Raw genomic sequence first — 26,385 nt, 5'->3', positions numbered from 1 at the left:
CGGGCCTTGCGGGTTTAAGCGGGAGGATCACAGGCGGGCTTCGTTCGCTGCGTCGAAGATGCAGGCGACGGCTGGATCGAAGGAGAAGGTGATGGTGTCGCCGGCGCGCACGCGGCTCTCGCCATCGGTGCGGATGGTCAGCGGTTGGCCGGCATAGCGGGTCCACACGATCGTATCAGCGCCCATTGGCTCGACGATCTCGACCGGGCCCGTGGCCGCCACCTGCCCGTCGCGCGCGCCGGCGATGGCGATGTGTTCCGGCCTGAGGCCGAAGGCGACCTTGCGGCCGGGTTCCGGCCGATCGGCAAAGGCGTAGCGGGAAAGATCCACCCGCTCGCCCTTAAGCGCGACGGAGAGGCCGTCGCCGGTCCCGACGATTTCGCCGTCGAAGAAGTTCATGCCGGGCGAGCCGATGAAGCTGGCGACGAAGCGATTGACGGGCCGGCGGTAGATCTCCTGCGGCGGTCCCAGCTGCTGGATCACGCCGGAGCGCATGACGGCGATGCGGTCGGCGAGGGTCATCGCCTCGACCTGGTCGTGGGTGACGTAGATCATCGTGTTGCCGAGCTGCTGATGCAGCTTCTTGACCTCGACCCGCAGCTCGTTGCGCAGCTTGGCGTCGAGGTTCGACAGGGGTTCGTCGAAGAGGAACACATCCACCTGGCGCACCAGGGCGCGGCCGATCGCGACGCGTTGGCGCTGGCCGCCGGAAAGTTCGGCCGGCTTGCGCTTCAGAAGCTCTGAGAGATGCAGGAGCGCCGCCGCCTTCTCGACGCGCGCGGCGATCTCCGCCTTGGGCAGGCCCGCGATCTTCAGCCCGAAGGACAGGTTCTGTTCGACCGACATCCGCGGATAGAGGGCGTAGGACTGGAACACCATGCCGATGCCGCGATCCTTCGGTTCGGCCCAGGTCACGTTCTCCCCGGAAATCCAGATCTCGCCGTCGGCGATGTCGATCAGTCCCGCAATGGCGTTGAGGAGGGTGGACTTGCCGCAGCCGGAGGGCCCGAGCAGCACCAGGAACTCTCCGCGGGCGATTTCGAGGTCGAGGTCGGCGATCACCTTGTGGGCGCCGAAGGCGATGTCGAGATCGCGCACCGAGACGGAGGGCTCGGCGACGAACTGGTGCGTTGCGCTCATCTGGTTCATCCCTTGACGGCTCCCGCTGCGATGCCGCGCACGAACCAGCGGCCGGATACGAAGTAGACGAGGAGCGGCACCGCAGCGGTCAGCAGCGTGGCGGCCATGTTGAGGTTGTAGGCACGCTCCCCGGTGGTGGAGTTGACGACGTTGTTGAGCTGGACCGTCATCGGCAGATTGTCCCGGCCGGCGAAGACGAGGCCGAGGATGAAGTCGTTCCAGATGTTGGTGATCTGCAGGATCGCCGTGACGATCAGGATCGGCGTCGACATCGGCAGCATGACGTAGGCGAAGATCCGCCAGAAGCCGCCGCCGTCGACGCGCGCGGCGTTGAACAGTTCGCGCGGCAGGCCGGCATAGAAGTTGCGGAAGATGAGCGTCATGATCGGCAGGCCGAAGATGACGTGGACGATGACGATGCAGGCGAGCGTGTTGTAGATGCCGAGCGTCGAGAAGGCCCGGACCATCGGGTAGATGAAGATCTGGTAGGGCAGGAACGCACCGAGCAGGAGGATGGCAAAGAGCAGATCGGCGCCGCGCACCCGCCAGAAGGAGAGGGCGTAGCCGAGGGTCGCGCCGGCAGAGATCGAGAGGACGACGCTCGGCACGGTGATCACCACCGAATTCCAGAAGCCGACGCGGATCCCCTCGCAGTTGAGCCCGGTGCAGGCGCCGGACCACGCCTTGACCCAGGCGGTGAGATCGAGATTCGCGGGCAGGGCGAAGATCGACCCTTGCCTGATCTCGTCCATGGTCTTCAGCGAGGTCAGCACCATGATCGCCGCCGGCAGGAGGAAAAAGGCCGCCGCGACGAGGAGGAAGGCGTAGAGCCCGATGCGTCCGGGGGTGAGCTGTCGCGGCCGCTTGCCGCGCGGCCCGGGCTGCGCCCTGGTGGGATCGGCGAGGTCGCCGCGGTTGGGCAGGGCCTCGGCGGGCGTTGCGTCGATGGTCATGCCGCCCCCCTCGCGCGCGCCTTGCGGAAGTATTCGAAGTAGATCCAGGGGACGAGCACGGCGGCGACGGTGATCAGCATGACCGTCGCGGCGGCCGTCGCCAGGCCGATGTTCTGGCGGGTGAAGAGATTGTCCATGATGAACTTCGCCGGCAGTTCGGTGGCGATGCCCGGCCCGCCATTCGTCAGCGCGACGACGAGGTCGTAGGCCTTGACGACGCTGATCGAGAGCAGCACCACCGCGGTGACGATCAGCGGCCGCAGCATCGGCACGATGATGAAGAGGTAGACCCGCCAGGCGGGGATGCCGTCGACGCGGGCGGCTTTCCAGATCTCGCCGTCGATGCCGCGAAGGCCCGCCAGCATCAGCGCCATCACGAGGCCCGAGGCCTGCCAGAGACCGGCGAGCACCAGGGCATAGAGCGCCATGTCGCGGTCGACCACCCAGTCGAAGCGGAAGCTCGAAAAGCCCCAGTCCTGCACCGCCTTCTGGATGCCGAGCGTTGGGTTCATCAGCCACTGCCAGATCAGGCCGGTGACGATGAATGACATCGCGTAAGGGTAGAGAAAGACGGTTCGCAGCGTGTTCTCGAAGCGCACATGCTGGTCGAGCGCCGCCGCCAGGAGAAAGCCGAGGACGAGGCAGCCGCCGACGAACAGGACGCCGAAGATCGCGACGTTTTCGAGCGAGACGATCCAGCGCGTGCTGGAGAACAGCCGCTCGTACTGGGCAAAGCCGACATAGCGGTCGACCGGCAGGAGCTTGGAGGCGGTGAAGGAGATCTGGACGGTCCAGAGCATGGCGCCGACATAAGCGGCGAGCACCACCGCCCAGAAGGGCAGGAGCACAAGGGTGGCCATGCGGAAACGCGGGGCGCGCGCCGACATTGAGCGACCTTTCGGCTGGATGGCTGCGGAGCCGGGCGCGAGCGCCCGGCTGCTCAGGCTGGCAGGCTGGGTGTCAGCCCTCGAGCTCGAAGGCATTGACGAAGCCTGCCACCACATTGTCCGCCGGCGCGTCCGGATTGTTCCAGAACTGGGTGAGGACGTCGTCGACGGACCCGACGAGGCTGGCGCTGACGAGGATGTCGAACACTGGGACCTGGCGGTCCTTCTCCTTCAGGAGCTTCAGGCCCTTCTTCGCGCAGGCGTCGAAGGCGTTGGTGTCGACATCGTTGCGGATCGGCATCGAGCCCTTGGCGAGATTGAAGGCCACCTGAGCCTCGGGATCCATCATCGTATTGGCCAGAAGATCCTGGGCCTTCCGCTTTTCCGGATCGTCGACCTTCGGGAAGACGAAGACGTCGCCGCCGACCATCAGCATGGAATCGTCGAGGCCGATGGTGCAGCCGTAGTCCTGTCCCGCCTTTTCGCCGGCGCTGGTGAATTCGCCCTTGGCCCAGTCGCCCATCACCTGGATGCCGGCCTTGTCGGTGATGAGGAGATTGGTCGCGTCGTTCCAGTTGCGGCCCGGCGAGCCGGCGTCGACGAGACCGCGCAGCCTGCCGAAGGTCTCGACCGCTTTGCGGAATCCGTCCGAGCGGACCGCGTCCTCGTCCTTGTCACGGTAGACCTTCATGTAGAGGTCCTTGCCGCCGACCGACAGGAGGATCGAATTGAACAGGACGTGCTCCTGCCAGGGCTGGCCGCCCAGGGCGAGCGGTGTGAAGCCGGCCTGCTTGATCTTCTCGAGCGCCGGGATGAGGTCGTCCCAATTGTCAGGCAGTTCGGAGATGCCGGCCTTCTCCAGGACGTCCTTGGAATAGAACGTCCAGTTCTGGCCATGGACGTTGACGGGAAGGGCATAGAGCTTGCCGTCGCGGCTCGCGGCCGACACGAGCGCCGGCGGCATCTTGTCCTTCCAGCCGCCCTGTTCGGCGAGATCCTCGATTGGCCGGATCAGGCCCTGGCTGACGAGGTCGTCGAACTGCTTGCCGGTGTTGAACTGGGCCGCCGCCGGCGGATTGCCGCCGACCATGCGGTTGATCGCGGCCGCGCGCGCGTTCTCTCCGCCCGCCGTCGCCGAGTCGACCCATTCCCCGCCGGCCTTCTCATAGGCCTTGGCGAAGGTCTTGATGGCGGCGGATTCGCCGCCCGACGTCCACCAGTGCATCACTTCGGCCTTGGGCTTGTCTTGCGCAAAGCCCGGACCGGCCATCATGCAGAGCGCCGTCCCGACGAGGAACGCCTGTGCGATCGATTTCATGATTTTTCCTCCCACGATTGGATCTTGGTGATCTCTGTAATCGATTACATCGATGGTATGTCAGAAAGTAATCGATTACAAGAGCCTCAATCAGTGATCGTGACGAAGGCACCGGACATGAACCAGATCAGACGCCTGCCGCGCATCGGCGACGTCGCCGAGGCGGCGGGCGTGTCGGTGGCGACCGTCAGCCGGGCCCTGTCTGCGCCGGAAAAGCTGCGCAAGGAGACGCGGGAGCGCGTCATGGCCGCCGTCACGGCGCTCGGCTACACGCCGAACTCCGTCGCCCGGCAGCTGAGGGGCGGCAATTCCCAGCTCGTCCTGGTGATCGTGCCGCGGCGGTCGAACCCGCCCTTCTTCTCCGAGGTCCTGCACGGCATCGATGTGACGCTGGCCGAGGCGGGCTATGTGCTGATCACCGGCTATATGGAGGGCGTCGACCGCGACCTGCGGCTGATCGAACTCGCGACGTCGGGACATCTGGCGGGGCTTCTGACAACATCAGGCCAGCTTCCGCAGGTCAGCGGCCGCTCGATCCTCGATGCGGGCCTGCCGGCGGTCGCGATCTGCGCCGATCCGCAGGTTCCGGGCCTGCCGCCGGTCCTCCTCGACGACGCGGCGGCGGCGCGCCTGCAGGTGAACCACCTCCTGGAACTCGGACACCGGCACATCTTCTACCTCACCGGGCCGACCGGCAATTACAATGAGACGGTGCGCCATCGCGGCATCGTCGCCGCCATCGGGGAGGCGGGCCTGCCGCCGGACGCGCTGGTCGAGCATCCTGGCAATTACGTCTTTTCCGGCGGCGCTGCCGGGGCAAACGCCTATCTCGCCCTCGAAGACCGGCCGACGGGCGTCATCTGCGGCAATGACGAGAGCGCCATCGCCTTCATCAAGACGGTGAGGCGCGCCGGCCTGTCGGTGCCGCGCGACCTGTCGGTCGTCGGCTTCGACGGGATCGAGTTCGCCGATTATTGCGAGCCGACGCTGACGACCATCGCCCAGCCGCGATTCGAACTCGGTGCGGCCGGTGCGAAGCTCCTCATCGACCTTCTTGCGGGCAAGACGCGGGAAGAACTCATGGCCGGAGAGGACCGGATCCTGATGCAGGGCCGGTTGCTCGCGCGGGACAGCACTGCCGCCCCGTCACGCTGATCCCTCGCACAGAGGCGCGGCGGCGCCTGCCGCGTTCTGCGAAAGGCCTTTGGCCGCACGGCCCATTCTCGACGTTAGAGCATCGGGCGACAAATGGGCATCGCTCGATGCTCTCGATCTCCCTGGTGACGCGCCAAGTGGCCGAATAACTAGATTCCACTTTTTCGCCCGGCGCTCTAGTCGGACCGGAGTTGGCGCGTCAGGGACTGCAGCTTGTGCATCAGATGCTCGCGCATCAGCTTGCCGAGTCTGGTGCCGTCGCGGGATTCGAGTGCGGCCTGGATCGCTTCGTGCTCCTCCGTCGCCGCGCGCCAGCGCTCGGCCGACAGGTTGGCCTGGTAACGCGCCCGGTAGACGCGGGCGGCGAGCGTCGCGTGATGCCGAACGAGGGTCGGATTCCCGGCCGCTTCGAGGATGCCGGCATGGATCTGCTGATTGATGTCGAAATAGGTCGGCCGATCGGCGGACTCGTAGGCCCGGCGGAGCGCGGCGCAGCGGGTGCCGAGCGCCACGATCGCCGCATCGCTGGCGTGCTCCGCCGCCAGCTCGCCCGCCGCGCCCTCGAGCGCGGCGATGACGGGGAACAGCTCGCGCAATTCGTCCGCCGTCTGGTGCGCGACGATCGCGCCCCGGTTCTGCACGAGAACGACGAAACCTTCATGGGCGAGGATCTTGACCGCCTCGCGGACCGGTGTGCGCGACACGCCGAAACGCTCCGTCAGCGCCTTTTCCGGCACCTTCTCGCCGGGCTTCAGATCGCCTTCCATGATCATGCGCCGCATGCGATCGCTGATCTCGGCGGACAGGGCAGGCCGCACCACCGGCGTGTCGAGGTCGAGAATGCTCATGGGACGGTCTTGCTCTCGCTCATCGTTCCGTGACTGCCGCTGCATCGGGACTACCAAGATGGCTCCCTATCATTGCCCGGTGATCCGGTCCGACGTGTCGGTCGAGGCGAGGGCGGCGGCCAGCGCCTCGGCGACATGTATAGCCCGGCGGCCAGCGCCGTCATGGATCTGATGGCGGCAGGACGTGCCGTCCGCAACGATCAAGGCGTCGTCCGGCGCCTGCCGGACCGCGGGCAGAAGCGACAATTCGCCCATCGCCAGGGAGATGTCGATCGTCTCGGCATCGTAGCCGAAGGCGCCGGCCATGCCACAGCACGAGCTTTCGATCGTGACGAGCTCGATGTCGGGGATCAGCCGCATCGCCGCCTCCACCGCCGGCATCGCGCCGAAGGCCTTCTGGTGGCAATGGCCGTGGAGATAGGCTTTCCGGCCGATCGGCTTAAGCGGCAAGGACAGGCGTCCGGCCTTGGCCTCGCGGGCGAGGAACTCTTCGAAGAGAAGCGCGGCGCCGGCAAGCGCGTCGGCGTCCTTGCCCGGGACGAGGGCCGGAAACTCGTCGCGCAGGGTGAGGAGGCAGGACGGCTCCAGCCCGACCACGGCCTTGCCGGCCCGCACATGCGGGATCAGCGCGGCGATGGTGCGCTCCGCCTCCTGCCTAGCGCGGTCCGCCATGCCCCCGGCGATATAGGTTCGGCCGCAGCAGAGCGGGTTCCTTCCCGACACCGGCCGGGCGGTCTCGACACGATATCCGCCGGCGCTCAGGACAGCGATCGCGGCCCGCAGGGTCTGCGGATCCAGCCACCGGCCGAACGTGTCGGCGAAGAGCACTACGTCCGGCTTATTGGCCGGCGCCGGGGCAGGCGCCGCACTGCCCTGATCGGTCGCGCCCCTCGCGGCCGCCCTGTCACCTTCCTCGTCCCGGAAGAAGTCCCGGCGAAAGGCCGGGAGCGTGCGTTTCCTGGAAAAGCCGAGCGTGCGCTCCGACAGCGCGGCGAGCGCCGGGATCCTGTTGCGCAGGCCCAGGAGGCCGCCGGCCCGTGCTGCCACCGGCGCCGTGCGCGGCAGGTTCGCGATCAGCCGGTCCTTCGCCGAAAAGCCCTTCGCCTTGCCGCGCTGGTAGAGGATCTCGGCCTTCATCTTCGCCATGTCGACACCTGTCGGGCATTCCCGCCGGCACGCCTTGCACGAGACGCAGAGCTTCAGCGTCTCGGCCATCTCGTCCGAAAGGAGCGCGTCGCGGCCCAACTGCCCGGACAGCGCCAGGCGCAGCGTATTCGCCCGCCCGCGCGTGACGTCGCGCTCGTTGCGGGTGACGCGATAGCTCGGGCACATCACGGCGCCGGCGGATTTGCGGCAGGCGCCGTTGTTGTTGCACATCTCGGCCGCGCCCTGGAGCCCGCCCGATGCGCCCGGCCAGGCTGACCAGTCGAAGACGGTCTCAAAATCGTCCGCCCGATAGCCCGGCGGGTAGCGCATGAGCCTGCGGTCGTCCATCTTCGGCGGATCGACGATCTTGCCGGGATTGAGGAGGCCGGCCGGGTCGAAAGCGGTCTTCACCTCCTTGAAGGCCGAGACGATCCGCTCGCCGAACATGGCCGTGTGGAATTCGGAGCGCACGATCCCGTCGCCATGCTCGCCGGAATGCGAGCCCTTGTATTCGCGCACCATGGCGAAGGCCTCCTCGGCGATCGCGCGCATGGTGGCGACGTCTTTTTGCAGCTTGACGTTGAGCACCGGCCGAACGTGGAGACAGCCCTCCGAGGCGTGCGCGTACCAGGTGCCGCGCGTGCCGTGGCGCTCGAAGATCGCCGTGAGCCGGTCGGTGTAGTCGGCAAGATGGTCGAGGGGCACGGCGCAATCCTCGACGAAGGAGACCGGCTTTCCCTCTTCCTTCATCGACATCATGATGTTGAGGCCGGCGGCGCGCAGCTCGGCGATCGCCCCCTGCAGCTTCGCTTCGCGGATGGCGACGACGCCGCCCTCGCGGACGCCGCCGCGACCGAAGCCGTAGCCGAGGTCGCTCATCGTGTCTTCCAGCGCCGCAAGGCTCGCCTCGTTTTCCTCCGGCTCGTCGGCGAATTCGGTGAGGAGCAGCGCTGCCGGCTCGCCCCGCACGAAGGCGTCGAGCGTCGGCACGAACATGTCGATCTTGCGGGCGAGCCCGATCATGGTCGAATCGACCAGCTCGACCGAGGTCGGTTTCAGCGCGACCAGATGCTTGGCGGCCTCCATCGCGGACCGGAAGGTCGGGAAATGGCAGGCGGCGAGGATCTTCTTGCCCTTCGGCAGCGGCGACAGCCTGATCTCGATCGCGGTGGAGATGCCGAGCGTTCCCTCCGAACCGACCAGGAGATGGGCGAGATTGATCGGTTCGTCGCCCGGCGTCAGGGCGTCGAGATTGTAGCCGCCGACACGCCGCTGCACCTTCGGGAAGCGCCGCGCCACTTCCTCCGCCTCGCGCCGGCCGAGGGAGAGAAGGGCGGCGACGAGATCGCGGGGCGGCTCCTGCGATGCGTACTGGTCGAGTGCCGCAAAACGGCCTTTCGTGCCGTCCGAAAGGATCGCGTCGATCGCGATGACGTTGTCGCGCATCGTCCCGTAGCGCAGCGAGCGCGAGCCGCAGGAATTGTTGCCGGCCATGCCGCCGATCGTCGCGCGCGAGGCGGTCGAGACGTCGACCGGGAACCACAACCCGTGCGGTCTGAGAAGCCGGTTGAGGTCGTCGAGCACGATGCCCGGCTCGACCAGCGCGCGCCGGCCCGCGACGTCGAGCTCGAGCAGCCGGTTCAGATATTTCGACGTGTCGACGATGAGGCCGGAATTCACCGTCTGGCCGCATTGCGAGGAGCCGCCGCCGCGCATGGTGAGCGGCAGCCCTTCTTCCCGCGCGGCGTCGAGCGAGGCGGCGACGTCCTCCACCGTCCTTGCGACCACCACGGCCGCCGGCATGATCTGGTAGATCGAGGCATCCGTCGCATAGCGGCCGCGATCGAAGGCGCTGAAATATGCGTCGCCGGCAATCGATGCCGAGAGCCTGCGGGCGAGGCCCGGCCGGATCGTCTCTGCCATTCTGGCGGTCCCTCCCGACGCGATCGCGATATTCGAGTCTTGACACGAATAATGAATTCATAATCCAATCGGATTGCAAGGGAGGCGGTCGCGATAAGCGTTCGTCAGGCGGTTCGGCCGCAAAGGCGGCCGCCGCGGCCGAGGGAGATGAGATCCGTGACCTATCAGCCCGGCAGGCATTTCCTGCAGATTCCCGGTCCGTCCAACGTGCCGGATCGCATTCTGAGGGCAATGGACCGACCGACGATCGACCATCGCGGACCCGAATTCCAGGCGATGGCGAAGCGTGTCCTCGCCGGGATCAAGACGATCTTTCAGACGACGAACCCGGTGATCATCTATCCGGCCTCGGGGACGGGCGCCTGGGAAGCGGCGCTGGTCAACACGCTGTCGCCGGGCGATCTCGTCCTGATGTCCGAAACCGGACAGTTCGCAAGCCTGTGGAAGAAGCTTGCCGAACGCGTTGGACTGAAGACGGAATTCCTCCCGGGTGACTGGCGCCATGGCGCCGATCCCGCGGCGATCGGCGAGAGGCTTGCCGCCGATACGGACCATCGGATCAAGGCGGTCTGCGTCGTCCACAACGAAACCTCGACCGGCTGCGTGTCGCCGGTCGCCGAGGTCCGCAAGGCGATCGACGCTGCGCGGCATCCGGCGCTGTTCATGGTCGATACCATCTCCTCGCTCGGCTCGCTCGACTACCGGCATGACACCTGGGGCGTCGACGTCACGGTCGGCGGGTCGCAGAAGGGGCTGATGCTGCCGCCTGGCCTGTCGTTCAACGCGGTCTCGGACAAGGCGATTGCGGCCTCGAAATCCGCTGGCCTCGCGCGGTCCTACTGGGCCTGGGACGAGATGCTGGAGATGAACGCCAACGGCTTCTTTCCGTTCACGCCGGCGACCAACCTTCTCTATGGCCTCGAGGCGGCGATCGAGATGCTCCACGAGGAGGGGCTCGATGCGGTATTCGCGCGCCATCGGCGCCATGGCGCGGCGACGCGGGCCGCGGTCGAGGCGTGGGGGCTCGAAGTCCTCTGCGCCGACCCGGCCCAGCATTCCGGCGTGCTCACCGCAGTGATGATGCCTGGCGGCAAGGGCGCCGACGCGCTGCGCAAGACGATCCTGTCGCGCTTCGACATGTCACTCGGCGCGGGACTCGCCAAGCTCGCCGACAAGGTCTTCAGGATCGGTCATCTCGGCGATTTCAACGATCTCACCCTGATCGGAACGCTGGGGGGCGTCGAGATGGGGCTTCAGGCGGCGGGGGTCCCGCATCGAAAGGGCGGTGTCGATGCGGCCATGGCCGTGCTGGCCGCGGCGGCGTCGGGAAGCGAGGCGCGTCAGGCGGCGGAATAGCAGGAGTTGAAGACTGCGGGGCGGAAGAGGAGCCGCCCCGAAAAGCATCAAAACCGGGAGGAAAAGATGAACTATCGTACGCTCATGCTCGGCGTCGCGGCTGCGGCGCTTCTCGGCTCGGCGGCAAGGGCCGAGCCCACGCTCAAACTTGGCCATGTCGGCGATCCCGGCTCGCTCTACGAGGCGACGGCCAACCATTTCGCCGAATGCGTCGCCGCCACCGGCAAGGCCAAGGTCGAGACCTACGGCTCTTCGCAGCTCGGCACCGACGAGGAGATGCTGCAGAAGCTGAAGCTCGGCCAGATCGCCTTCTCGATCCCGTCCTCGGTGATGAGCTCGGTCGCGCCGACCTTCGGCGTGTTCGAGATGCCCTATCTGATCAAGAGCCGCGACCACATGAGGAAGGTGCGCGACGACATGCGCTCGACCTTCGTCGATGCCGCGGACGCCAAGGGCTACCAGATCCTCGGCTTCTGGGAGAACGGCTTTCGCAACGTCACCAACAATGTCCGTCCGATCAATGTGCCGGCCGATCTGGAAGGCATCAAGCTGAGGACGCCGAAGGGCGAATGGCGGGTGAAGATGTTCCAGAGCTACGGCGCCAACCCGACGCCGATGTCCTTCTCCGAGGTCTTCACGGCGCTGAAGACTGGTGTCATCGACGGGCAAGAGAACCCGCTCGCCCAGATCTATTCGGGCAAGTTCCAGGAAGTGCAGAAATATCTGTCGATGACCGGCCATGTCTATTCGCCGGCCTATCTCGTGACGTCTGCCCGCCAGTGGAAAGGCTGGGATGACGAGGTCAAGACGGCGGTCCAGGACTGCGCCACGAAGGCGAGCGACTTCGCCTACAAGACCTCGGCGCAGATGGACGACGATCTCGTCGGCAAGATCAAGGAAGCTGGCGTAACCGTCAACGACGCCGACAAGGACGCCTTCATCAAGGCCTCGAAGCCGATCTACGAGCAGTTCGGCAAGGAAGTCGACGGCGGCCAGAAGCTGATCGACGACATCCAGGCGCTTTCCTCGGGAACCTGATGATCTCCGACGCGCAAAGGGGGAGACCCCTTTGCGGCCATGCCGGTCCGATGCGGATGTCGATGCCGATGTCGGGCCGGCCCCTTTCCGATTGTGTCGAAGACGGCGCCCGTCGGGGCGATGGGAGGACGCATTGCGCCTGATGGCGAAAGTTCTGGGCGAGTGCCTGACCTGGCTGGTCATTGCCCTCATGGTCACGCTGACGAGCGTCGTGATCGTGGCGGTCGTCTATCGCAAGCTCGGCCACTCGCTGTCCTGGTATGACGAGGTGGCCTCGGTGCTGCTCGCCTGGATCACCTATTACGGCTCGGCCCTGGCGGCGCTGAAGCGCAGCCATATCGGCTTCGACGACGTGCTCCTGGCGCTGCCGCACACCTTGCGCGGCATCGCCGTCATCGTCTCGGAGATCCTGGTGATCTTCTTTTTCGCGCTCCTGGCCTGGGCCGGCTACGAGGTGCTGCAGGTCCTGGCGGGCGAGACGCTGGTCAGTCTCACCTGGGTCCCGGTCTCCGTCACCCAATCGGTCATCCCGATCGGGGCGGCCCTGTTCATCATCGCGGAGATCCTCTCCTTTCCGGACTATTGGCGCGACGTCATGGCCGGACGATCGGTGGAGCATGCGGTGATGGCGCATGGCGCGACGCCCGGCGAGGAACGTGTCTGATGGTTCTCGGATCGATCTTTCTCGCGCTCGTCGCGATGGTCTGCATCAACATGCCGATCGCGATCGCTCTCGCGCTCTCCGCCGTGCTCGCAATCGCCATGACCGACGGCTTTTCGGCGCTCGTCACCATCGCGCTCGACATGTATGCCGGGGCAAAGTCCTTCTCGCTTACGGCGATCCCGATGTTCGTCCTCGCCGGCGCGATCATGAATGCCACGGGCATCACCCGGAGGCTGATCGCCTTCGTCTCGGCGATCGTCGGTTTCGTGCGCGGCGGCCTGTCCATGGTAACGATCGGGGTGTCCCTGTTCTTCGCCGAGATCTCCGGCTCGGCCGTTGCCGACGTCGCGGCGATCGGCTCGATTCTGATTCCGTCCATGAAGAAGCGCGGCTATCCCGCGCCCTTCGCGGCTGCCGTCACCTCGTCGGCGGCCTCGCTCGCGATCATCATTCCGCCGTCCATCCCGATGATCCTCTATGGCGTCTCGGCCGGCGCCTCGATCGAACAGCTCTTCGTCGCCGGCATCGTGCCGGGCCTCATCGGCGCCGGCGGGCTGATGGGCGTCGCCTACTTCTTCGCCCGCCGCTACAATTTCCCCAAGGAAGCCGCCTTCGAATCCGCCAAGCTGCGGCGCACCTTCATCGATGCGCTCCCGGCCTTCGCCCTGCCGCTGATCATTCTCGGCGGCATCTTCGGCGGCTTCGTCACCGCGACGGAAGGTGCGGGGCTCGCCGTCGTCGCCGCGATCCTGGTCGGCCTGTGGTACCGGGAGGTCGACTGGGGCCAGCTGAAGGAAGCGATGCTCGAAGGCGGGATCCAGACCGCCGTGGTCATGCTGCTCGTTGCATCCTCGATCCTGATGGGATCCTATCTGACGACCGCCCGCGTCCCGCAGGAACTGGCCGCCGGGATCCTCGACCTCACGACCAACAAATACCTGATCCTCCTTATCCTCAACGTCTTCTTCCTGGTCATCGGCTTCTTCCTGCATTCCTCGGCGGCGATCATCCTGGTCGTGCCGATCATCGTGCCGCTGATCAACCAGGCGGGGATCGACCCGGTCCATTTCGGCCTGGTGGTGACCCTAAACCTCGCGATCGGTCAGCAGACGCCGCCGGTCGCCTCGGTGCTGATCACCGCCTGCTCGATCGCCAAGGCGAACATCTGGGACGTCTCGCGCTGGAATCTGCCCTTCGTGGCGGTCCTCCTCTTCGTCTTGTTCCTGTGCACCTATGTGCCGGCGATCCCGATGTTCCTGGTCGATGCGTTCTACAGGTGAGACCGATGTCAAACGATGAACTTCTCTACGAACTGCGCGGCACGACCGGCTGGATCACGCTGAACCGGCCGCAGGCGCGCAACGCGCTCACCTTCGCCATGTACGAGCGCCTCGCCGACATTTGCCGGAACGTTCCGACGGACGGGTCGGTGAAGTGCCTCGTCGTGACTGGTGCGGGCGAGAAGGCCTTCGCGGCGGGCACCGACATGACCCAGTTCCGCGGCTTTTCGACCGACAAGGTCGCGCTCGACTACGAGCACAGCATGGACGTCGTCCTCGGCGCGGTCGAAACCTGCCCGCTGCCGATTATCGCCGCGATCTCCGGCGCCTGCACGGGCGGCGGCGCGGGCATCGCGGCAGCCTGCGACATCCGGATCGCGACGGCCGACCTCCGGTTCGGCTTCCCGATCGCCCGCACGCTCGGCAACTGCCTGTCGATCGCCAATCTCTCGCGGCTCTCCGGCCTGATGGGGGCCGGCCGCACCAAGGAGGTGATCTTCACCGCTCGGCTGGTCGGGGCCGAGGAGGCCAAATCCGTCGGCCTGATCTCGGAAGTCGTGCCGGACCATGCTGCGCTGATGGCGCGGGCGGAGGAGCTTGCCGAAACGCTGGCGGGCCATGCGCCGATCACGCTGCGTACGACCAAGGAGGCGCTGCGGCGCCTGCGCACCGAGGGCGCGGCGGCCAACGACCGCGACCTCGTCGTCCAGGCCTATATGAGCGAGGACTTCAAGGAGGGCATGGAGGCCTTTCTCGGCAAGCGCAAGCCGCAATGGAAGGGGCGCTGAGATGGCCGCGGGAAAAGGTCCGCTTGCCGGCATGAAGGTCGTCGAGCTCGCCCATATCATGGCCGGGCCGGTCTGCGGGCTGATGCTGGCCGACATGGGCGCCGATGTCGTCAAGGTGGAAAAGCCCGAGGGCGACGACACCCGCCGTTTCCTGCCGCCGGACATCAACGGCGAATCCGCCGCCTATCTGATGATGAACCGCAACAAGCGCGGCATCGTCCTCGATTTGAAGAGCGAGGACGGCAAGTCGGCGCTGAAGCGGCTGCTTGCGAACGCCGACGTCGTCATCGAGAACTACCGCATGGGGACGATGGAGAAGCTCGGCCTCGGCTATGACGAGCTGAAGACCATCAATCCCGGTCTCATCTACTGCGAGATCTCCGGCTTCGGACGCACCGGACCCTATGCGACGCGCGGCGGTTTCGATCTGATCGCGCAGGGGATGAGCGGCCTCATGTCGATCACCGGCGAGGCGCCGGGCCGGCCGCCTGTGAAGTCGGGCGCCCCGGTCTCCGATATCACCGCCGGCATTCTCGGCGCCCTCGGCTGCGTTTCCGCCTATGCCCGAAAGCTTCAGACGGGGGAGGGCCAGAAGGTCGACACATCCTTGTTCGAGGCCGGCATCACGCTGACCTACTGGCAGTCGGCGATCGCCTTCGCGACCGGCGTCTCGCCGGGGCCGCTCGGCTCTGCCCACCCGCTGAACGCGCCCTATCAGGCGTTCCGCACCAGCGATGGCTGGATCAATCTCGGCGCCGCGAACCAGAAGAACTGGGAGCGGATGCTGACGGTCATCGGCGCGGAGCATCTTGCGGCGGACGAGCGCTTCTCCAGCAATCACGGCCGCATGACGAATCTTTCCGCGCTCGAGGCGATTCTGAACGAGTATTTCGCGAAGGACAGTTCGGACGCGTGGCTGGAGCGCCTCGAGAAGGCAGGCGTTCCCGCCGGGCCGGTTCTCGACATCCGCGAGATGCACGAGGATCCCCAGGCGCTCGCCCGCGAGATGATCGTGACGACGAGCCATCCCGTTGCAGGCGAGGTGAAGGCGATCGGGCTGCCGGTCAAATTCTCCGAGACCCCCGGCGGGATCGCGAAGCCTGCCCCGCTGCTCGGCGAGCACAGCCGGGAGATCCTGGCGGAAAACGGGTTTTCGGCGGAAGAGATCGAGCGGATGGTGTCCGGCGGAGCGGTCCGCGCGGCGCCCGATCGTCGGGCACAGTAAACCGGAGGGATCCGCCGGCGACGGTCAGTCCTGTGTCTGGGGGCTGCCGTTCTGAATCGCGGAAAAGCGGGGATCGAACCGTCGCGCGATCGACTCTGCCCCGGCACCGATGGCGACCATCCAGGGATCCGCGCGGCCGGGCGTCAGCCGGGGCAATGTCCGGCCGGGGCGGTCCACATGCGAGGGCAGAAGCGACGTCATCCGCGCTCGCAGCGCGTCGAGGAGGGCGGCGGGCGCCGCGCCGCCGAAGACGATCGTCTCCGGGTCGAGCAGTGTCTCGACGACCTGCACCACCCATAGCAATCGCGTCGCCGCGTCGTCGAGCCAGGTATCCGCCGCGCCGGAGGCGACCGCCTGTTCGATGGCGGAAAACAGATCGGGCAGCGACGGGTCGATCCGCAGCCGGCGGCAGAGTCCCGCCAGCGACGCGACGTGCTCGATCGGCTCGCCCGTCCGCTGTTCCGCAAGGAAGGGCAGGGCCATGCCGATCTCGCCGGCGTTGCGATGGTGACCCGTATGAATTTCGCCGCGCACGAAGATGCCGGCGCCGAGCCCGTAGCCGAAATAGAGATAGACGAAGTCGTCGAGCCCGCGGGCGGCGCCCGACAGTTTCTCGGCGGCTGCAGCCGCGGCCGCGTCGTTCTGCAGGGCGACGTCGAAGCCGGTCGCCGAGGAAAGCTCCTCGACCGTCGGTCGGTTTTGCCAGGCCGACATCATCCAGGGATCATCCTCGGCGCCGGCAATGCCGAAGGGGCCGGGCATGGCGAGCCCGAGACCGACCAGCCGAGAGCGGGCCCCCGGATGCAATTCTTCCAGCCGCCGGCAGGCCGTGTCGACGAGACCGGCGATGATCGGCAGCCCGGTATCGGGCCCGCCGTCCGGAAGCGGAGCGTCGAGCCGCAGGATGTCGTGGCCCAGAAGATCGACGACGACGACGCGCGTGCAGTGGCGGTCGATCTGCACGCCGAGGGCGAAGGCGCCCGTCGCGACGAGACGATAGGGGATCGCCGGCTGTCCCCGCGCGATCCGGACCGGGGCCCCCGACACCACCAGACCGGCATCGGTCAGGTCCGCCACGAGGTTCGACACGGTCTGGCCGGTCAGATGCGTCGCGCGCGCGAGCTCGGCGCGCGACAGCGGGCCATTGACGCGCAGGGCGTCGATGACGACGCGCCGGTTGTGCGCGTTCGCACCGCCGAGATTGGTGCCCTGCTTCGCCCTGATCCGGCTGCCCGTGTTCATTTTCCCCGCATCGGTTGACAATGCCGATCTTTCCGGCAACCATTAACCCAAATTGTTTGAGTTAATCGAGTCCAGTCCAGCAATGTTCTTGTCCGGCCCGGCATCCGGCCGCTTCGGAGGGAACCAAATAGGGTGAAATTCGACATGTCTCATCGCCTTTGTTCGACGATCCTGGGGACCGTGCTGGCCGCTTGTGCCTTCACGGCGCCGGCGCTTGCGGAAACGACCCTCCATGCGCTCTTCATGGCGCAGGCCGCCTATAGTGAGGCCGACGTGCGGGCCATGACCGACGGCTTCATGAAGGCCCATCCCGACGTCAAGGTGGAGCTCGAATTCGTTCCCTATGAGGGGCTGCACGACAAGACGGTGCTGGCGCAGGGGTCCGGCGGCGGCTACGACGTCGTCCTGTTCGACGTGATCTGGCCGGCAGAATACGCCAAGAACGACATTCTCGTCGACCAGACCGACAAGATCACGCCGGAGATGAAGGACGGCGTCCTCCCCGGCGCCTGGACCACGGTCGAATATGACGGCAAGCGCTATGGCATGCCGTGGATCCTCGACACCAAATACCTGTTCTACAACAAGGACATCCTCTCCAAGGCAGGGATCGAGGAGCCGCCCCACACCTGGGAGGAACTGGCGGACCAGGCGAAGACGATCAAGGACAAGGGGCTGCTCGACTTCCCGATCGTCTGGAGCTGGTCGCAGGCCGAGGCGGCGATCTGCGACTACACCACGATCCTGTCGGCTTATGGCGGCTCGTTCCTCGGCAAGGACGGACATCCGGTCTTCCAGACCGATGGCGGGCTGGAAGCGCTCCAATACATGGTCTCGACCATGAAGAGCGGCATCACCAATCCCAATTCGAAGGAATATCTCGAAGAGGACGTCCGCCGGGTGTTCGAGAACGGCGAAGCCGCCTTCGCCCTCAACTGGACCTACATGTACAACCTCGCCAACGACGCCAAGGAATCGAAGGTCGCGGGCAAGGTCGGCGTCGTGCCGGCGCCGGGCCATGAGGGCGCGAGCGAGGTCTCTGCGGTCAACGGATCGATGGGACTCGGCGTCACGACGACGAGCGAGCATCCCGAGGAGGCCTGGAATTACGTCGTCTACATGACCTCGCAGCCGGTGCAGAACCAGTACGCCAAGCTCAGCCTGCCGATCTGGGCCTCGTCCTACGACGATCCTGCCGTCACAAAGGGGCAGGAGGATCTGGTCGCGGCGGCGAAGACGGCGCTTGCCGCGATGTTCCCGCGCCCGACGACACCGCGCTATCAGGAACTCTCGGTCGCCCTGCAGCAGGCGATCCAGGCGGCGATCCTCGACATGTCGAGCCCGAAGGATGCGCTCGAAGAGGCGGCGGCCAACAGCGGCCTCTGACGCGAACCGCATGAAGGAGGCGCGGCGCCGCGACCGCCGCGCCTCCTTCATTTTCACCGTCAATCCGTCGCTTCCGAAGAGGTCGCCGTGTCGAGCGCCTGGATCTCCACCCGCGCCTGGCTTTTGATGCTGCCGCTGCTGATCGTGATGGTCGCGGTCGTCGGCTGGCCCATGGCCGACACGATCCGGCTGTCCTTCACCGACGCACGGCTCGTGGGCACGTCGGGCGAGTATGTCGGCCTTGCCAACTACGCCAAGCTCCTCGGCAGCGCGCCGTTTCTCGGCGCGCTGCGCACGACATGCCTGTTCGCGGTTCTGTCCGTGGCGGCGGAGATGCTGCTCGGCGTCCTGGCGGCGCTTCTCCTCGACCAGCAATTCCGGGGGCGGGGCATCGTGCGGGCGTTGATGATCCTGCCCTGGGCGCTGCCGACCGTCGTCAACGCCATGCTGTGGCGGCTGATCTACAATCCCGAATATGGCGCGCTGAACAGCGCCCTCACGCAGATCGGCCTCTTGGGCGATTACCGGTCCTGGCTCGGCGAGCCCGGCTCCGCCCTGTGGGCCATCGTGGCGGCCGATTGCTGGAAGAACTTCCCGCTGGTGGCGCTGATCGGGCTCGCCGCCCTGCAGGCCGTGCCGCGCGACGTCAAGGCCGCCGCGATCGTCGACGGGGCGGGCCCCTTCGCGCGCTTCCGCTTCGTGACCTGGCCCTACCTTGCCGGGCCGCTGACCATCGCGCTCGTCCTGCGCACGATCGAGGCCTTCAAGGTGTTCGACATCATCTGGGTGATGACCCGGGGCGGTCCGGTCAATTCGACGCGAACGCTCTCGATCCTCGTCTATCAGGAAGCGTTCTCCTTCCAGCGCGCCGGGTCGGGGGCGTCGATGGCGCTGGTGGTGACCTTGATCGTGACGGTCTTCGCGGTGGCCTACATCGCCATGATGCGTAAGAGCGGATCGAGGGCCTGACCGATGGAACGCCGCTCGCTGATCGCCAGCCTTGCCGTCTACGGCTTCGCCATCCTCTTGTCGCTCATGATCCTGGCGCCGCTGGTCTGGCTCTTCCTGATGAGCATCTCGTCCTCGGCCGATCTCAGCGCCAAGCCGCTCCACTGGTGGCCCGATACGGTCGACCTGTCGCGCTACCGCCAGCTCGTCTCGCTTGCCGCAAACAGCGCCGGAGAGGCCTTCCTCGCCGCGCTGCGCAACAGCCTGTTCGTCGCCGGCCTCGCGACCCTGGGCGCGATCCTCGTCGCCGTTCCCGCCGGCTGGGCGGTGTCGCGGACGCCGGCGGTCCAATGGTCGCTCTTTGCCGTCATCGCGACCTACATGCTGCCGCCGGTCTCGCTTTCGGTCTCGCTCTACATGACGCTCGCCGCCTTCGGGCTTCTCAACACGATCGTCGGTCTCGCGCTGGTCTATCTGACCATCCTCGCGCCCTTCGCGACCTGGCTCTTGAAGACCGGCTTCGACACGATCCCTCAGGAGATCGAGAGCGCCGCAATGATCGACGGCGCGCGGCTCGACCAGACATGGCGCATCGTCACCCTGCCGCTGGCGGCGCCGATGGTCGCGACCGCCGCGCTGTTCGCCTTCCTTCTCGCCTGGGACGAGTTCTTCTACGCGCTTCTGTTCACCTCGGACCAGCGCGCGAAGACGGTCACGGTCGCGATCGCCGATCTCGCGGGCGGGCGCGTCGCCGATTACGGGCTGATCGCAACGGCGGGGATCCTGGCCGCCCTGCCGCCCGTCCTGATCGGACTTGTCATGCAGAGGGCGGTGATCTCCGGCCTTGCCGATAGTGGAGTAAAGGGATGAGCGAAGCGACGGCGTCCCCGCGGCCCGGGGGGCTGCAGGCGATCGAACGCGAGATGGCGCGGCAGGCCGTGGATGCGCGTGCCTCCTTCGAGGCCGGGCGCGAGGTGGCGGAGAGGATCGCGGCGTCGCTGCGGCAGACCGGACGGCTCCTTTTTCTCGGCATGGGCGGCTCGCATGCGGTCGGCCGCGCCGTCGAGCCGTTCTATCGCGAACGCGGCATCGACGCGGTGGCGATCCCGCTGTCGGAACAGCTCATCTCGCCGCTCCCGACCGGCCGCCGGACGATCCTCGTCACCTCACAGTCCGGCGAGAGCGCCGAGGTCCTGCGCTGGTTCCGCGAGGGCGGAGCGAACGCGGAGACCTTCGGCCTGACGCTGGAGGGCGGCTCGAGCCTCGGCAAGACGCTGCCCTGCCTCGTCGGCACCGGCGGGACGGAGCTCGCATTTGCAGCCACCCGCAGCCTCACCATCACCTTCGCCCAGCACCTCGCCATCCTCGCCGCGCTGGGAGCCGACCCGGCGCCGGCGCTGGCGGCGCTCGCGGGGAATACGGATGTTGCGGTGGGCGAGGCGGTCGACGCCTTCGCTGGCGTCGACACCGTCGTCACGTCCGGCCGCCTTCTGCGCGGGCTCGCCGAGGCGATCGCGCTCGGTTTCACCGAACTGTCCCGCGAGCCGTCCTATGCGCTCGAAGGCGGGCAGTTGCGGCATGGGCCGATGGAGATGCTGGGGCCGCGGGTCGGGATCCTGCAGTTCGCGGCGCAGGAGTCGTCTGCCGGCCTCGTTTCGGGCCTGTCGTCGGCTTGCGTCGAAGCGGGCTCGCCGGTCGTCGTCCTCGACGCGTCCGGCGAGAAGGCCGTGCCCGGCGCGGTGACGGTAAGCCTCGAGCCGACGGCCGGCTTCGCCGCGATCTTCAGGATCCTGCCGGTCGCGCAACGTCTCATGGTGGCGCATGCCGCCCGCCGGGTTCGGGACGTCGGCACGCCCCGGCGCTCCAGCAAGATCACGCGGGACGAATGAGGCCGATGCGACCGCTGGCCGTCCTCGGCAATGTGAATGTCGATCTGATCCTCGGCCCGGTGCCGCCTTGGCCTCGGCCCGGCACCGAGGTCATCGTTGAGCATGACGACCTTCGCATCGGAGGCGCGGCTGGCAATACCGCGCTCGCCTGGCAGGGGCTCGGCAGGCAACACCGGATCTTCGCCAATCTGGGAACCGACATGTTCGGGACCTGGCTTGCCGACGGGTTCGGCTCTCAGGCGGAATGCTGGCCGCGGGAGGATTCGGCGACCACGGTCTCCGTCGGCATCACCCATCCCGGCGGGGAGCGCACCTTCGTCACCTCGCGGGGCCATTTGCCGTTGTTCTCCTGGGACGGCCTGGAGGCGATGCTGGATGGCGCAGACCTCAAGGGCGGGATCCTGCTCGTCTGCGGGTGCTTCCTGACCGAGAAGCTGACGGGCGACTATCATCGCCTCTTCGAATGGGCAGCCGCTGAGGACGTGGAAATCGCGCTGGACACCGGCTGGCCTCTGGATGGTTGGACGCCGAGGGTTCGCGAAGAGGCGCTCGGCTGGTTGCCGCACTGCCGATACCTTCTCCTGAACGAGATCGAGACGACGCATCTTGCCGATGCCCCGACGGTCGAGGCCGCCGCGGAAGCGCTGCTGCCGCGGCTTCGGCCGGACGGGGTCGTCGTTTCCAAGCTCGGACCGCGCGGTGCGGCGGCGCGGGCCGCGGACGGACGGGTGATCGACGTCGCCGCCCCCGGGGTTGCCGTGATCGACACGATCGGGGCGGGCGACGTCTTCAATGCCGGCTTCTTGGCGAGCATCGCCGCGGGCGGGGACCTTCGGGACGCGCTCACCTTCGGGATTTCTCTCGCCTCGCGGGCGGTCTCGAGCTCGCCGCGGCGCTACGATCTCGAGGACCAATCATGAGCACGCTCGAACTCGCCGGTATCCGCAAGCGCTACGGCAATCTGGAAACATTGAAGGGCATAGATCTGACGCTGGAAAGCGGCGAGTTCCTGGTCCTGCTCGGGCCGTCGGGCTGCGGGAAGTCGACGCTCCTGAACATCATCGCCGGTCTCCTCGAACCCAGCGCCGGCGAGGTGCGCATCGACGGGCGGGCGATGACCCGCGTGCACCCGAAGAACCGCGACATCGCCATGGTCTTCCAGTCCTATGCGCTCTATCCCAATCTGACGGTCGCCCGGAACATCGGCTTCGGCCTGGAGATGCGCAAGGTCGCCAAGGCCGAGCGCGAGGCGGCGGTGAAGAAGGCCGCGGAGATCCTGCAGATCGAGCCCCTGCTCGGGCGCAAGCCGAGCGAACTCTCCGGCGGACAGCGCCAGCGCGTGGCGATCGGCCGGGCCCTGGTGCGCGACCCCAAGGTCTTCCTGTTCGACGAGCCGCTGTCGAACCTCGACGCCAAGCTGCGCACCGAGATGCGCACCGAGCTGAAGCGCCTGCATCAGCAGCTGAAGGCGACCGTGGTCTATGTCACGCACGACCAGGTCGAGGCGATGACGCTGGCGACGCGCATCGCCGTGATGCGGCAGGGCCGGGTCGAACAGGTCGGAGCTCCCAAAGCGATCTACGATCATCCCGCCAACCTCTATGTCGCCGGCTTCATGGGATCGCCCCCGATGAACGTCCTCACCGGCACCGTCGCGCCCGAGGGGGACATCTGGCAGGCGGACGGCGCCGAGGGCCGGGTGGCGATCCCGCACTTCCTTCGAGCAAGGCTCCAGCCCGGGCAGGCGCTTACGCTCGGCGTGCGCCCGGAGCGGCTGCAGATCGCGGCAGGAGAGGGGGCGGCCGACCTCGTCATGGACGTCGAGGTAACGGAACTGACCGGAGCGGAGACGCTGGTCATCGGCAGCGTCGGCGGCCAGCCCCTGATCGGCAGCGTCGAGCCGGAGCTGGCTCCCCGGCCGGGTGAGCGGCTGCCGCTCGTCTTCCGGGAGGACGCGCTGCGCTGGTTCGATGCCGAGACCGGCGAGGCGCTCGCCGACACCCGGGGAGACTAGCGGCGGGGTGATCGGCGGGGACGGCAGGCATTCAGGCTAGGCTTCGGTCCGCGCCGTTCCTCGCGGCGCGCCCGCTTCACGACAGGAGGTTGGGCAGCAAGAGGACGAGGCTCGGAAACGCGACCATCAGCGACACCACGACGAGGTCGGCGAGGAGGAACGGCGTCACGCCCCGGAAGATCTGCATGACCGAGGTGTCGCCGCCGGGGACGACCGATCGGATGACGAAGACGTTGAGGCCGACCGGTGGGGTGATCATCCCGATCTCCAGGAGCTTGACCACCAGCACGCCGAACCAGACGAGGCTGATCGCCTCCGCCTTGAAGATCGGCAGGAGCACCGGGAGGGTCACCAGCATGGCGCCGAACGGCTCCATCACGGTGCCGAGGGCGAGGTAGATCAGGACGACGATCACCATCAGCTGGACATAGCCGAGGTCGGCGCCGGCCACCGCCTGGCCGATGAAGCTCGACAGTCCGGTGATGCCGAGGAAGCGGGTGAACATCGAGGCGCCGATGCCGATGATGAACAGCGAGGCGGCGGTGAGCAGCGTCTCGACGAGGGAGTTCTTCAGGACGCTCCAGCTCAGCCGGCCGATCACCAGCGAGACGACGATGGCGCCGAGGGCGCCGACGGCGCCGGCCTCCGTGGCGGTGAAGAAGCCGGAGAACAGCCCGCCGAAGACGAGCACGATCAGCACCAGCACCGGCCAGATGTCGATCAGCGCCCGGGTGGCGCTGAGGTGCTCCGCGCCGACCGGGGTGCGCGGGGCGATGTCGGGCCGCAGCCAGCAGTAAAGCAGGACGACGACGGAATAGCCGACCGCGGTGACGAGGCCGACGGCGATCCCGCCCAGGAACACCTGGGTGATCGAGGTCTCGGCGAAGACGCCGTAGATGATCATCAGGATCGAGGGCGGGATCAGCGCGCCGATGGTGCCGCCGGCGGCGATCGAACCGCAGGCGAAGCTCGAGCGGTAGCCGGCCCGGGTCATCTCGGGGATGGCGATCCGTCCCATCGCCGCCGCGCAGGCGAGGCTCGATCCGCACACCGAGGCAAAGCCCGAACAGGCGAAGATGGAGGCGATGGCGAGACCGCCCGGGACGCGGCGGAAGATCGCCTTGCCGGCCTCGAACAGGCCGCCGGTGAGCCCGGCGTGATAGGCGACGAAGCCCATCAGCAGGAACATCGGGACCGCGCTCATGGTCCAGCTCGCGACGAAGCTGTAGGGCGTCGAGGAGACGACGCCGAGCGCCGGCTCGAAGCCGATCAGATAGGCGATGCCGCCGAAGGACACCGCGATCAGGGCGAGCGCGACGGGGACGCGCAGCACCAGGAGGACGAACAGGGCGATGACGCCGCAGAAGCCGACCTCGACGCTCATGACGCGGCGCCTTCGCGGGCCGCGGGTCCGCCCGCTAGCTGCATCGCCGCCCTCAGTAGCGTCGCAAGGGCAGCCAGCCCGAAGCCGAGCGGCGGCAGGAAGTAGGTCGGCCAGACCGGCACGCGCGTCTCAAGCGCCAGCACATAGGTGCCCGTTGCCCATTCGCGCAGCGCAACCCGCCACGTGGTGTAGGTGAGCACCGCATAGACGCAGGTCACGAGCAGCGAGACGAGGGCGTCGGATATCCGCAGCATGCGCGGAGACAGCGCCGCGTCGGTGATCTCGACGCTGACCATGGCGTTGCGCCGCTCGATCCAGGCGAGCGGCAGGAAGGCGATCAGCACCATGTAGTAGCGTGAAACGATTTCGACTGTAGCCGGCACCGGCGCGTCGAAGAGCGTCCTCAGCACGATATCGGCGCAGATGTGCAGCATCATGACGAGGACGCCGAGGGAGGCGAGCGCGGCCAGCGCGCCCACCGCCCTTCCTGTCCAGCGGGAAAGCGCGTTCATCGGGATATCCGGCTTGGGCATCGGAGCGAAAAGCGGGAACCGGTTTTCGGAAAATCCGCTGCGATACTGATAACTCGAAGCGTCAGACCCGATGCCGAAACCGGGCCGTACGGTCCAAGTCAGGGAAGATGAGGGCCTGCCGGGGGCCTCCCGGCAGGCGCTTCGATCACAGGCCGTAGGCGTTCGGATCGACCTTGTCCCAGACCTCGGCCTGGACGCGCTCGGCGACGGCCTTGGGATCGGGGCCGGTCTCCTTGACGATCTTGTCCCATTTGTCGACGAGGTCGAGGAAGCGCTGGACCCGCTGATCGGCGTCGGCGAGGCCGTAGCGGTCCTTGGCGAGCGAGGCGACCGTCTTGGCGTCGGACTGGGCGAAGTCCTGCACCTCCTTGAGGAGCGCCGGATCGGCCTCGACGATTTCGAGCCCAGCGTCCTTCGCCGCCTTGCGCGCCTCATCGGGCATCTCATAGCCCCAGCGATAGGTGAAGTCGGCATTGGCCCGGTTGGCGGCGCGGATCACCTCGGCCCGCTCCTCGGGGCTGAAGCTCTGCCAGGTCGCGTTGCCGACAGAAAAGTCGGAGGTGGCGTGGTAGGTGCCGAGGGGCAGGGTGGACACCGAGCCGACCAGCTCGATCAGCCGGAACGACAGGAGGTCGGCGATCGAGGCCATCGACCCGTCGATCACGCCCTGCGAGAGGGATTCGAAGGTGTCGTTCACCGCGACACTGACCGGGACCGCGCCGAAATGCTCGGCGAAGCGCGAGAAGGGCGCGCCGCCGCTTCGCAACCGCAGCCCCTTCATGTCGGCCGCGGTGCGGACCGGCTTCTTGGTGAGCAGCGTATAGACGTCCGACGATCCGGACCCGAGATAGACGATGCCGAAGCGGTTCAGCTCCTGCTGGCAGGTCTCGCAGGTGACGATGTATTCCGTCATGGCGGCGGCCATCGCCTGCGGCTCGCGGCCGGCCAGCGCCAGCTCCCCCGCGAGCGACATGTTCGGCAGGTCGGCCGGGAAGTAGAGCGGCAGAAGATTGCCGATCTCGACGAGCTGGCTCTGCAGCGCGTCCTTCATCTGCGACAGGCTGACCACCTCCGGTCCGAGGACCCGGGCCGTCAGATCGCCGTTCGATTCCTCGGCGATGTATTTGGCGAAGTTGACGTAGAGCGTCCCGTTCGAGGGATGGACCGGCGGAGCGCCGGGCGCGATGCGCAGCTCGCGCGCCTCACCGGCCTGCGCGGCGAGGACGGCCGTCAAAGTGGCGGCCGCCAGGATGGCAAGTTTCTTCATG

Annotated in this window: 23 protein-coding genes; 13 read left to right on the top strand and 10 right to left on the bottom strand. The window is 67.0% G+C overall.

Features of this window, described 5'->3' with window-relative positions; translation table 11 throughout:
- Positions 1-27: 27 nt before the first annotated feature.
- The 4 genes from LH400_RS23645 to LH400_RS23630 all read right to left on the bottom strand — a co-directional run bounded on the left by LH400_RS23645 (position 28) and on the right by LH400_RS23630 (position 4,298).
- The gene (locus tag LH400_RS23645; protein WP_229155924.1) at positions 28-1,140 is read right to left on the bottom strand and encodes an ABC transporter ATP-binding protein; all 1,113 of its coding nucleotides are present in this window, start codon (positions 1,138-1,140) and stop codon (positions 28-30) included.
- Between the two features lie 5 nt (positions 1,141-1,145).
- Positions 1,146-2,093, bottom strand: coding sequence for a carbohydrate ABC transporter permease (locus LH400_RS23640; protein WP_229155923.1), 948 nt, complete (start codon positions 2,091-2,093; stop codon positions 1,146-1,148).
- A complete protein-coding gene (locus LH400_RS23635; RefSeq protein WP_229155922.1) occupies positions 2,090-2,980 on the bottom strand; it encodes a carbohydrate ABC transporter permease in 891 nt (296 codons plus the stop codon). Before LH400_RS23635 ends, LH400_RS23640 begins: the two co-directional genes overlap by 4 nt.
- Positions 2,981-3,053: 73 nt before the next feature.
- A complete protein-coding gene (locus tag LH400_RS23630) occupies positions 3,054-4,298 on the bottom strand; it encodes an ABC transporter substrate-binding protein (protein ID WP_229155921.1) in 1,245 nt (414 codons plus the stop codon).
- A gap of 117 nt (positions 4,299-4,415) precedes the next feature.
- Between LH400_RS23630 and LH400_RS23625 the strand changes: the two genes are divergently transcribed.
- Positions 4,416-5,453, top strand: a complete 1,038-nt coding sequence (locus LH400_RS23625; RefSeq protein WP_229155920.1) for a LacI family DNA-binding transcriptional regulator — start codon at positions 4,416-4,418, stop codon at positions 5,451-5,453.
- A 176-nt stretch (positions 5,454-5,629) separates the two neighbouring features.
- Here the strand turns inward: LH400_RS23625 and LH400_RS23620 are convergent, their stop codons facing one another.
- Positions 5,630-6,301: a GntR family transcriptional regulator gene (locus LH400_RS23620; RefSeq protein ID WP_229155919.1), complete on the bottom strand. Its 672-nt coding sequence runs from the start codon at positions 6,299-6,301 to the stop codon at positions 5,630-5,632.
- Positions 6,302-6,370: 69 nt separating this feature from the next.
- A complete protein-coding gene (locus LH400_RS23615) occupies positions 6,371-9,370 on the bottom strand; it encodes an FAD-binding and (Fe-S)-binding domain-containing protein (protein ID WP_229155918.1) in 3,000 nt (999 codons plus the stop codon).
- Between the two features lie 147 nt (positions 9,371-9,517).
- On the opposite strand from LH400_RS23615, the gene LH400_RS23610 reads away from it, so the two are divergent.
- The 6 genes from LH400_RS23610 to LH400_RS23585 all read left to right on the top strand — a co-directional run bounded on the left by LH400_RS23610 (position 9,518) and on the right by LH400_RS23585 (position 15,721).
- Positions 9,518-10,726, top strand: a complete 1,209-nt coding sequence (locus LH400_RS23610) for a pyridoxal-phosphate-dependent aminotransferase family protein (protein WP_370638469.1) — start codon at positions 9,518-9,520, stop codon at positions 10,724-10,726.
- A 66-nt stretch (positions 10,727-10,792) separates the two neighbouring features.
- Positions 10,793-11,764, top strand: a complete 972-nt coding sequence (locus tag LH400_RS23605) for a TRAP transporter substrate-binding protein (protein WP_229155916.1) — start codon at positions 10,793-10,795, stop codon at positions 11,762-11,764.
- A 142-nt stretch (positions 11,765-11,906) separates the two neighbouring features.
- Complete coding sequence (locus LH400_RS23600) at positions 11,907-12,428, top strand: TRAP transporter small permease (RefSeq protein ID WP_229155915.1); 522 nt, start codon at positions 11,907-11,909, stop codon at positions 12,426-12,428.
- A complete protein-coding gene (locus tag LH400_RS23595) occupies positions 12,428-13,708 on the top strand; it encodes a TRAP transporter large permease (protein ID WP_229155914.1) in 1,281 nt (426 codons plus the stop codon). Before LH400_RS23600 ends, LH400_RS23595 begins: the two co-directional genes overlap by 1 nt.
- A gap of 5 nt (positions 13,709-13,713) precedes the next feature.
- Positions 13,714-14,496, top strand: coding sequence for an enoyl-CoA hydratase/isomerase family protein (locus LH400_RS23590; protein ID WP_229155913.1), 783 nt, complete (start codon positions 13,714-13,716; stop codon positions 14,494-14,496).
- Position 14,497: 1 nt separating this feature from the next.
- The gene (locus tag LH400_RS23585; protein WP_229155912.1) at positions 14,498-15,721 is read left to right on the top strand and encodes a CaiB/BaiF CoA transferase family protein; all 1,224 of its coding nucleotides are present in this window, start codon (positions 14,498-14,500) and stop codon (positions 15,719-15,721) included.
- A gap of 24 nt (positions 15,722-15,745) precedes the next feature.
- On the opposite strand, the gene LH400_RS23580 is transcribed toward LH400_RS23585, so the two are convergent.
- Entirely contained in the window at positions 15,746-16,963 is a 1,218-nt protein-coding gene (locus LH400_RS23580) for an ROK family transcriptional regulator (RefSeq protein ID WP_229155911.1), read from the bottom strand.
- A gap of 144 nt (positions 16,964-17,107) precedes the next feature.
- Between LH400_RS23580 and LH400_RS23575 the strand changes: the two genes are divergently transcribed.
- The 6 genes from LH400_RS23575 (at position 17,108) to LH400_RS23550 (ending at position 23,200) form a co-directional block, all read left to right on the top strand.
- Positions 17,108-18,349 (top strand): extracellular solute-binding protein, encoded by a 1,242-nt coding sequence (locus LH400_RS23575; protein ID WP_229155910.1) that lies wholly within the window; start codon positions 17,108-17,110, stop codon positions 18,347-18,349.
- Between the two features lie 87 nt (positions 18,350-18,436).
- Positions 18,437-19,318, top strand: a complete 882-nt coding sequence (locus LH400_RS23570) for a carbohydrate ABC transporter permease (RefSeq protein WP_229155909.1) — start codon at positions 18,437-18,439, stop codon at positions 19,316-19,318.
- 3 nt (positions 19,319-19,321) lie between these two features.
- Positions 19,322-20,167, top strand: a complete 846-nt coding sequence (locus LH400_RS23565; protein ID WP_229155908.1) for a carbohydrate ABC transporter permease — start codon at positions 19,322-19,324, stop codon at positions 20,165-20,167.
- On the top strand, positions 20,164-21,186 hold the full coding sequence (locus LH400_RS23560; RefSeq protein WP_229155907.1) for an SIS domain-containing protein: 1,023 nt from the start codon (positions 20,164-20,166) through the stop codon (positions 21,184-21,186). The genes LH400_RS23565 and LH400_RS23560 overlap by 4 nt, the downstream gene beginning before the upstream one ends.
- A 5-nt stretch (positions 21,187-21,191) precedes the next feature.
- Complete coding sequence (locus tag LH400_RS23555; protein WP_229155906.1) at positions 21,192-22,106, top strand: carbohydrate kinase family protein; 915 nt, start codon at positions 21,192-21,194, stop codon at positions 22,104-22,106.
- A complete protein-coding gene (locus LH400_RS23550; protein ID WP_229155905.1) occupies positions 22,103-23,200 on the top strand; it encodes an ABC transporter ATP-binding protein in 1,098 nt (365 codons plus the stop codon). Before LH400_RS23555 ends, LH400_RS23550 begins: the two co-directional genes overlap by 4 nt.
- 76 nt (positions 23,201-23,276) lie before the next feature.
- On the opposite strand, the gene LH400_RS23545 is transcribed toward LH400_RS23550, so the two are convergent.
- The 3 genes from LH400_RS23545 to LH400_RS23535 all read right to left on the bottom strand — a co-directional run bounded on the left by LH400_RS23545 (position 23,277) and on the right by LH400_RS23535 (position 26,384).
- Positions 23,277-24,584, bottom strand: coding sequence for a TRAP transporter large permease (locus LH400_RS23545; protein ID WP_229155904.1), 1,308 nt, complete (start codon positions 24,582-24,584; stop codon positions 23,277-23,279).
- The gene (locus LH400_RS23540; protein WP_229155903.1) at positions 24,581-25,096 is read right to left on the bottom strand and encodes a TRAP transporter small permease; all 516 of its coding nucleotides are present in this window, start codon (positions 25,094-25,096) and stop codon (positions 24,581-24,583) included. The genes LH400_RS23545 and LH400_RS23540 overlap by 4 nt, the downstream gene beginning before the upstream one ends.
- 166 nt (positions 25,097-25,262) lie before the next feature.
- Positions 25,263-26,384, bottom strand: coding sequence for a C4-dicarboxylate TRAP transporter substrate-binding protein (locus tag LH400_RS23535; protein WP_229155902.1), 1,122 nt, complete (start codon positions 26,382-26,384; stop codon positions 25,263-25,265).
- Between the last annotated feature and the right edge of the window lies 1 nt (position 26,385).

This window comes from Jiella soli (assembly GCF_020615385.1).
GTDB lineage: Bacteria > Pseudomonadota > Alphaproteobacteria > Rhizobiales > Rhizobiaceae > VKMB-3413.
The sequence above is the reverse complement of the archived record's forward strand: the minus strand, read 5'-3'. Positions and strand labels throughout refer to the sequence as shown.

Bases quoted from the DNA above. Each gene is read 5' to 3' on its own strand.
- LH400_RS23645 (WP_229155924.1), bottom strand. From the start codon at position 1,140: ATGAGCGCAACGCACCAGTTCGTCGCCGAGCCCTCCGTCTCGGTGCGC.
- LH400_RS23535 (WP_229155902.1), bottom strand. From the start codon at position 26,384: ATGAAGAAACTTGCCATCCTGGCGGCCGCCACTTTGACGGCCGTCCTC.
- LH400_RS23545 (WP_229155904.1), bottom strand. From the start codon at position 24,584: ATGAGCGTCGAGGTCGGCTTCTGCGGCGTCATCGCCCTGTTCGTCCTC.
- LH400_RS23550 (WP_229155905.1), top strand. From the start codon at position 22,103: ATGAGCACGCTCGAACTCGCCGGTATCCGCAAGCGCTACGGCAATCTG.
- LH400_RS23580 (WP_229155911.1), bottom strand. From the start codon at position 16,963: ATGAACACGGGCAGCCGGATCAGGGCGAAGCAGGGCACCAATCTCGGC.
- LH400_RS23600 (WP_229155915.1), top strand. From the start codon at position 11,907: ATGGCGAAAGTTCTGGGCGAGTGCCTGACCTGGCTGGTCATTGCCCTC.
- LH400_RS23610 (WP_370638469.1), top strand. From the start codon at position 9,518: ATGAGATCCGTGACCTATCAGCCCGGCAGGCATTTCCTGCAGATTCCC.
- LH400_RS23575 (WP_229155910.1), top strand. From the start codon at position 17,108: ATGTCTCATCGCCTTTGTTCGACGATCCTGGGGACCGTGCTGGCCGCT.
- LH400_RS23630 (WP_229155921.1), bottom strand. From the start codon at position 4,298: ATGAAATCGATCGCACAGGCGTTCCTCGTCGGGACGGCGCTCTGCATG.
- LH400_RS23565 (WP_229155908.1), top strand. From the start codon at position 19,322: ATGGAACGCCGCTCGCTGATCGCCAGCCTTGCCGTCTACGGCTTCGCC.
- LH400_RS23595 (WP_229155914.1), top strand. From the start codon at position 12,428: ATGGTTCTCGGATCGATCTTTCTCGCGCTCGTCGCGATGGTCTGCATC.
- LH400_RS23635 (WP_229155922.1), bottom strand. From the start codon at position 2,980: ATGTCGGCGCGCGCCCCGCGTTTCCGCATGGCCACCCTTGTGCTCCTG.
- LH400_RS23585 (WP_229155912.1), top strand. From the start codon at position 14,498: ATGGCCGCGGGAAAAGGTCCGCTTGCCGGCATGAAGGTCGTCGAGCTC.
- LH400_RS23640 (WP_229155923.1), bottom strand. From the start codon at position 2,093: ATGACCATCGACGCAACGCCCGCCGAGGCCCTGCCCAACCGCGGCGAC.
- LH400_RS23605 (WP_229155916.1), top strand. From the start codon at position 10,793: ATGAACTATCGTACGCTCATGCTCGGCGTCGCGGCTGCGGCGCTTCTC.
- LH400_RS23555 (WP_229155906.1), top strand. From the start codon at position 21,192: ATGCGACCGCTGGCCGTCCTCGGCAATGTGAATGTCGATCTGATCCTC.
- LH400_RS23615 (WP_229155918.1), bottom strand. From the start codon at position 9,370: ATGGCAGAGACGATCCGGCCGGGCCTCGCCCGCAGGCTCTCGGCATCG.
- LH400_RS23620 (WP_229155919.1), bottom strand. From the start codon at position 6,301: ATGAGCATTCTCGACCTCGACACGCCGGTGGTGCGGCCTGCCCTGTCC.
- LH400_RS23560 (WP_229155907.1), top strand. From the start codon at position 20,164: ATGAGCGAAGCGACGGCGTCCCCGCGGCCCGGGGGGCTGCAGGCGATC.
- LH400_RS23625 (WP_229155920.1), top strand. From the start codon at position 4,416: ATGAACCAGATCAGACGCCTGCCGCGCATCGGCGACGTCGCCGAGGCG.
- LH400_RS23540 (WP_229155903.1), bottom strand. From the start codon at position 25,096: ATGAACGCGCTTTCCCGCTGGACAGGAAGGGCGGTGGGCGCGCTGGCC.
- LH400_RS23590 (WP_229155913.1), top strand. From the start codon at position 13,714: ATGTCAAACGATGAACTTCTCTACGAACTGCGCGGCACGACCGGCTGG.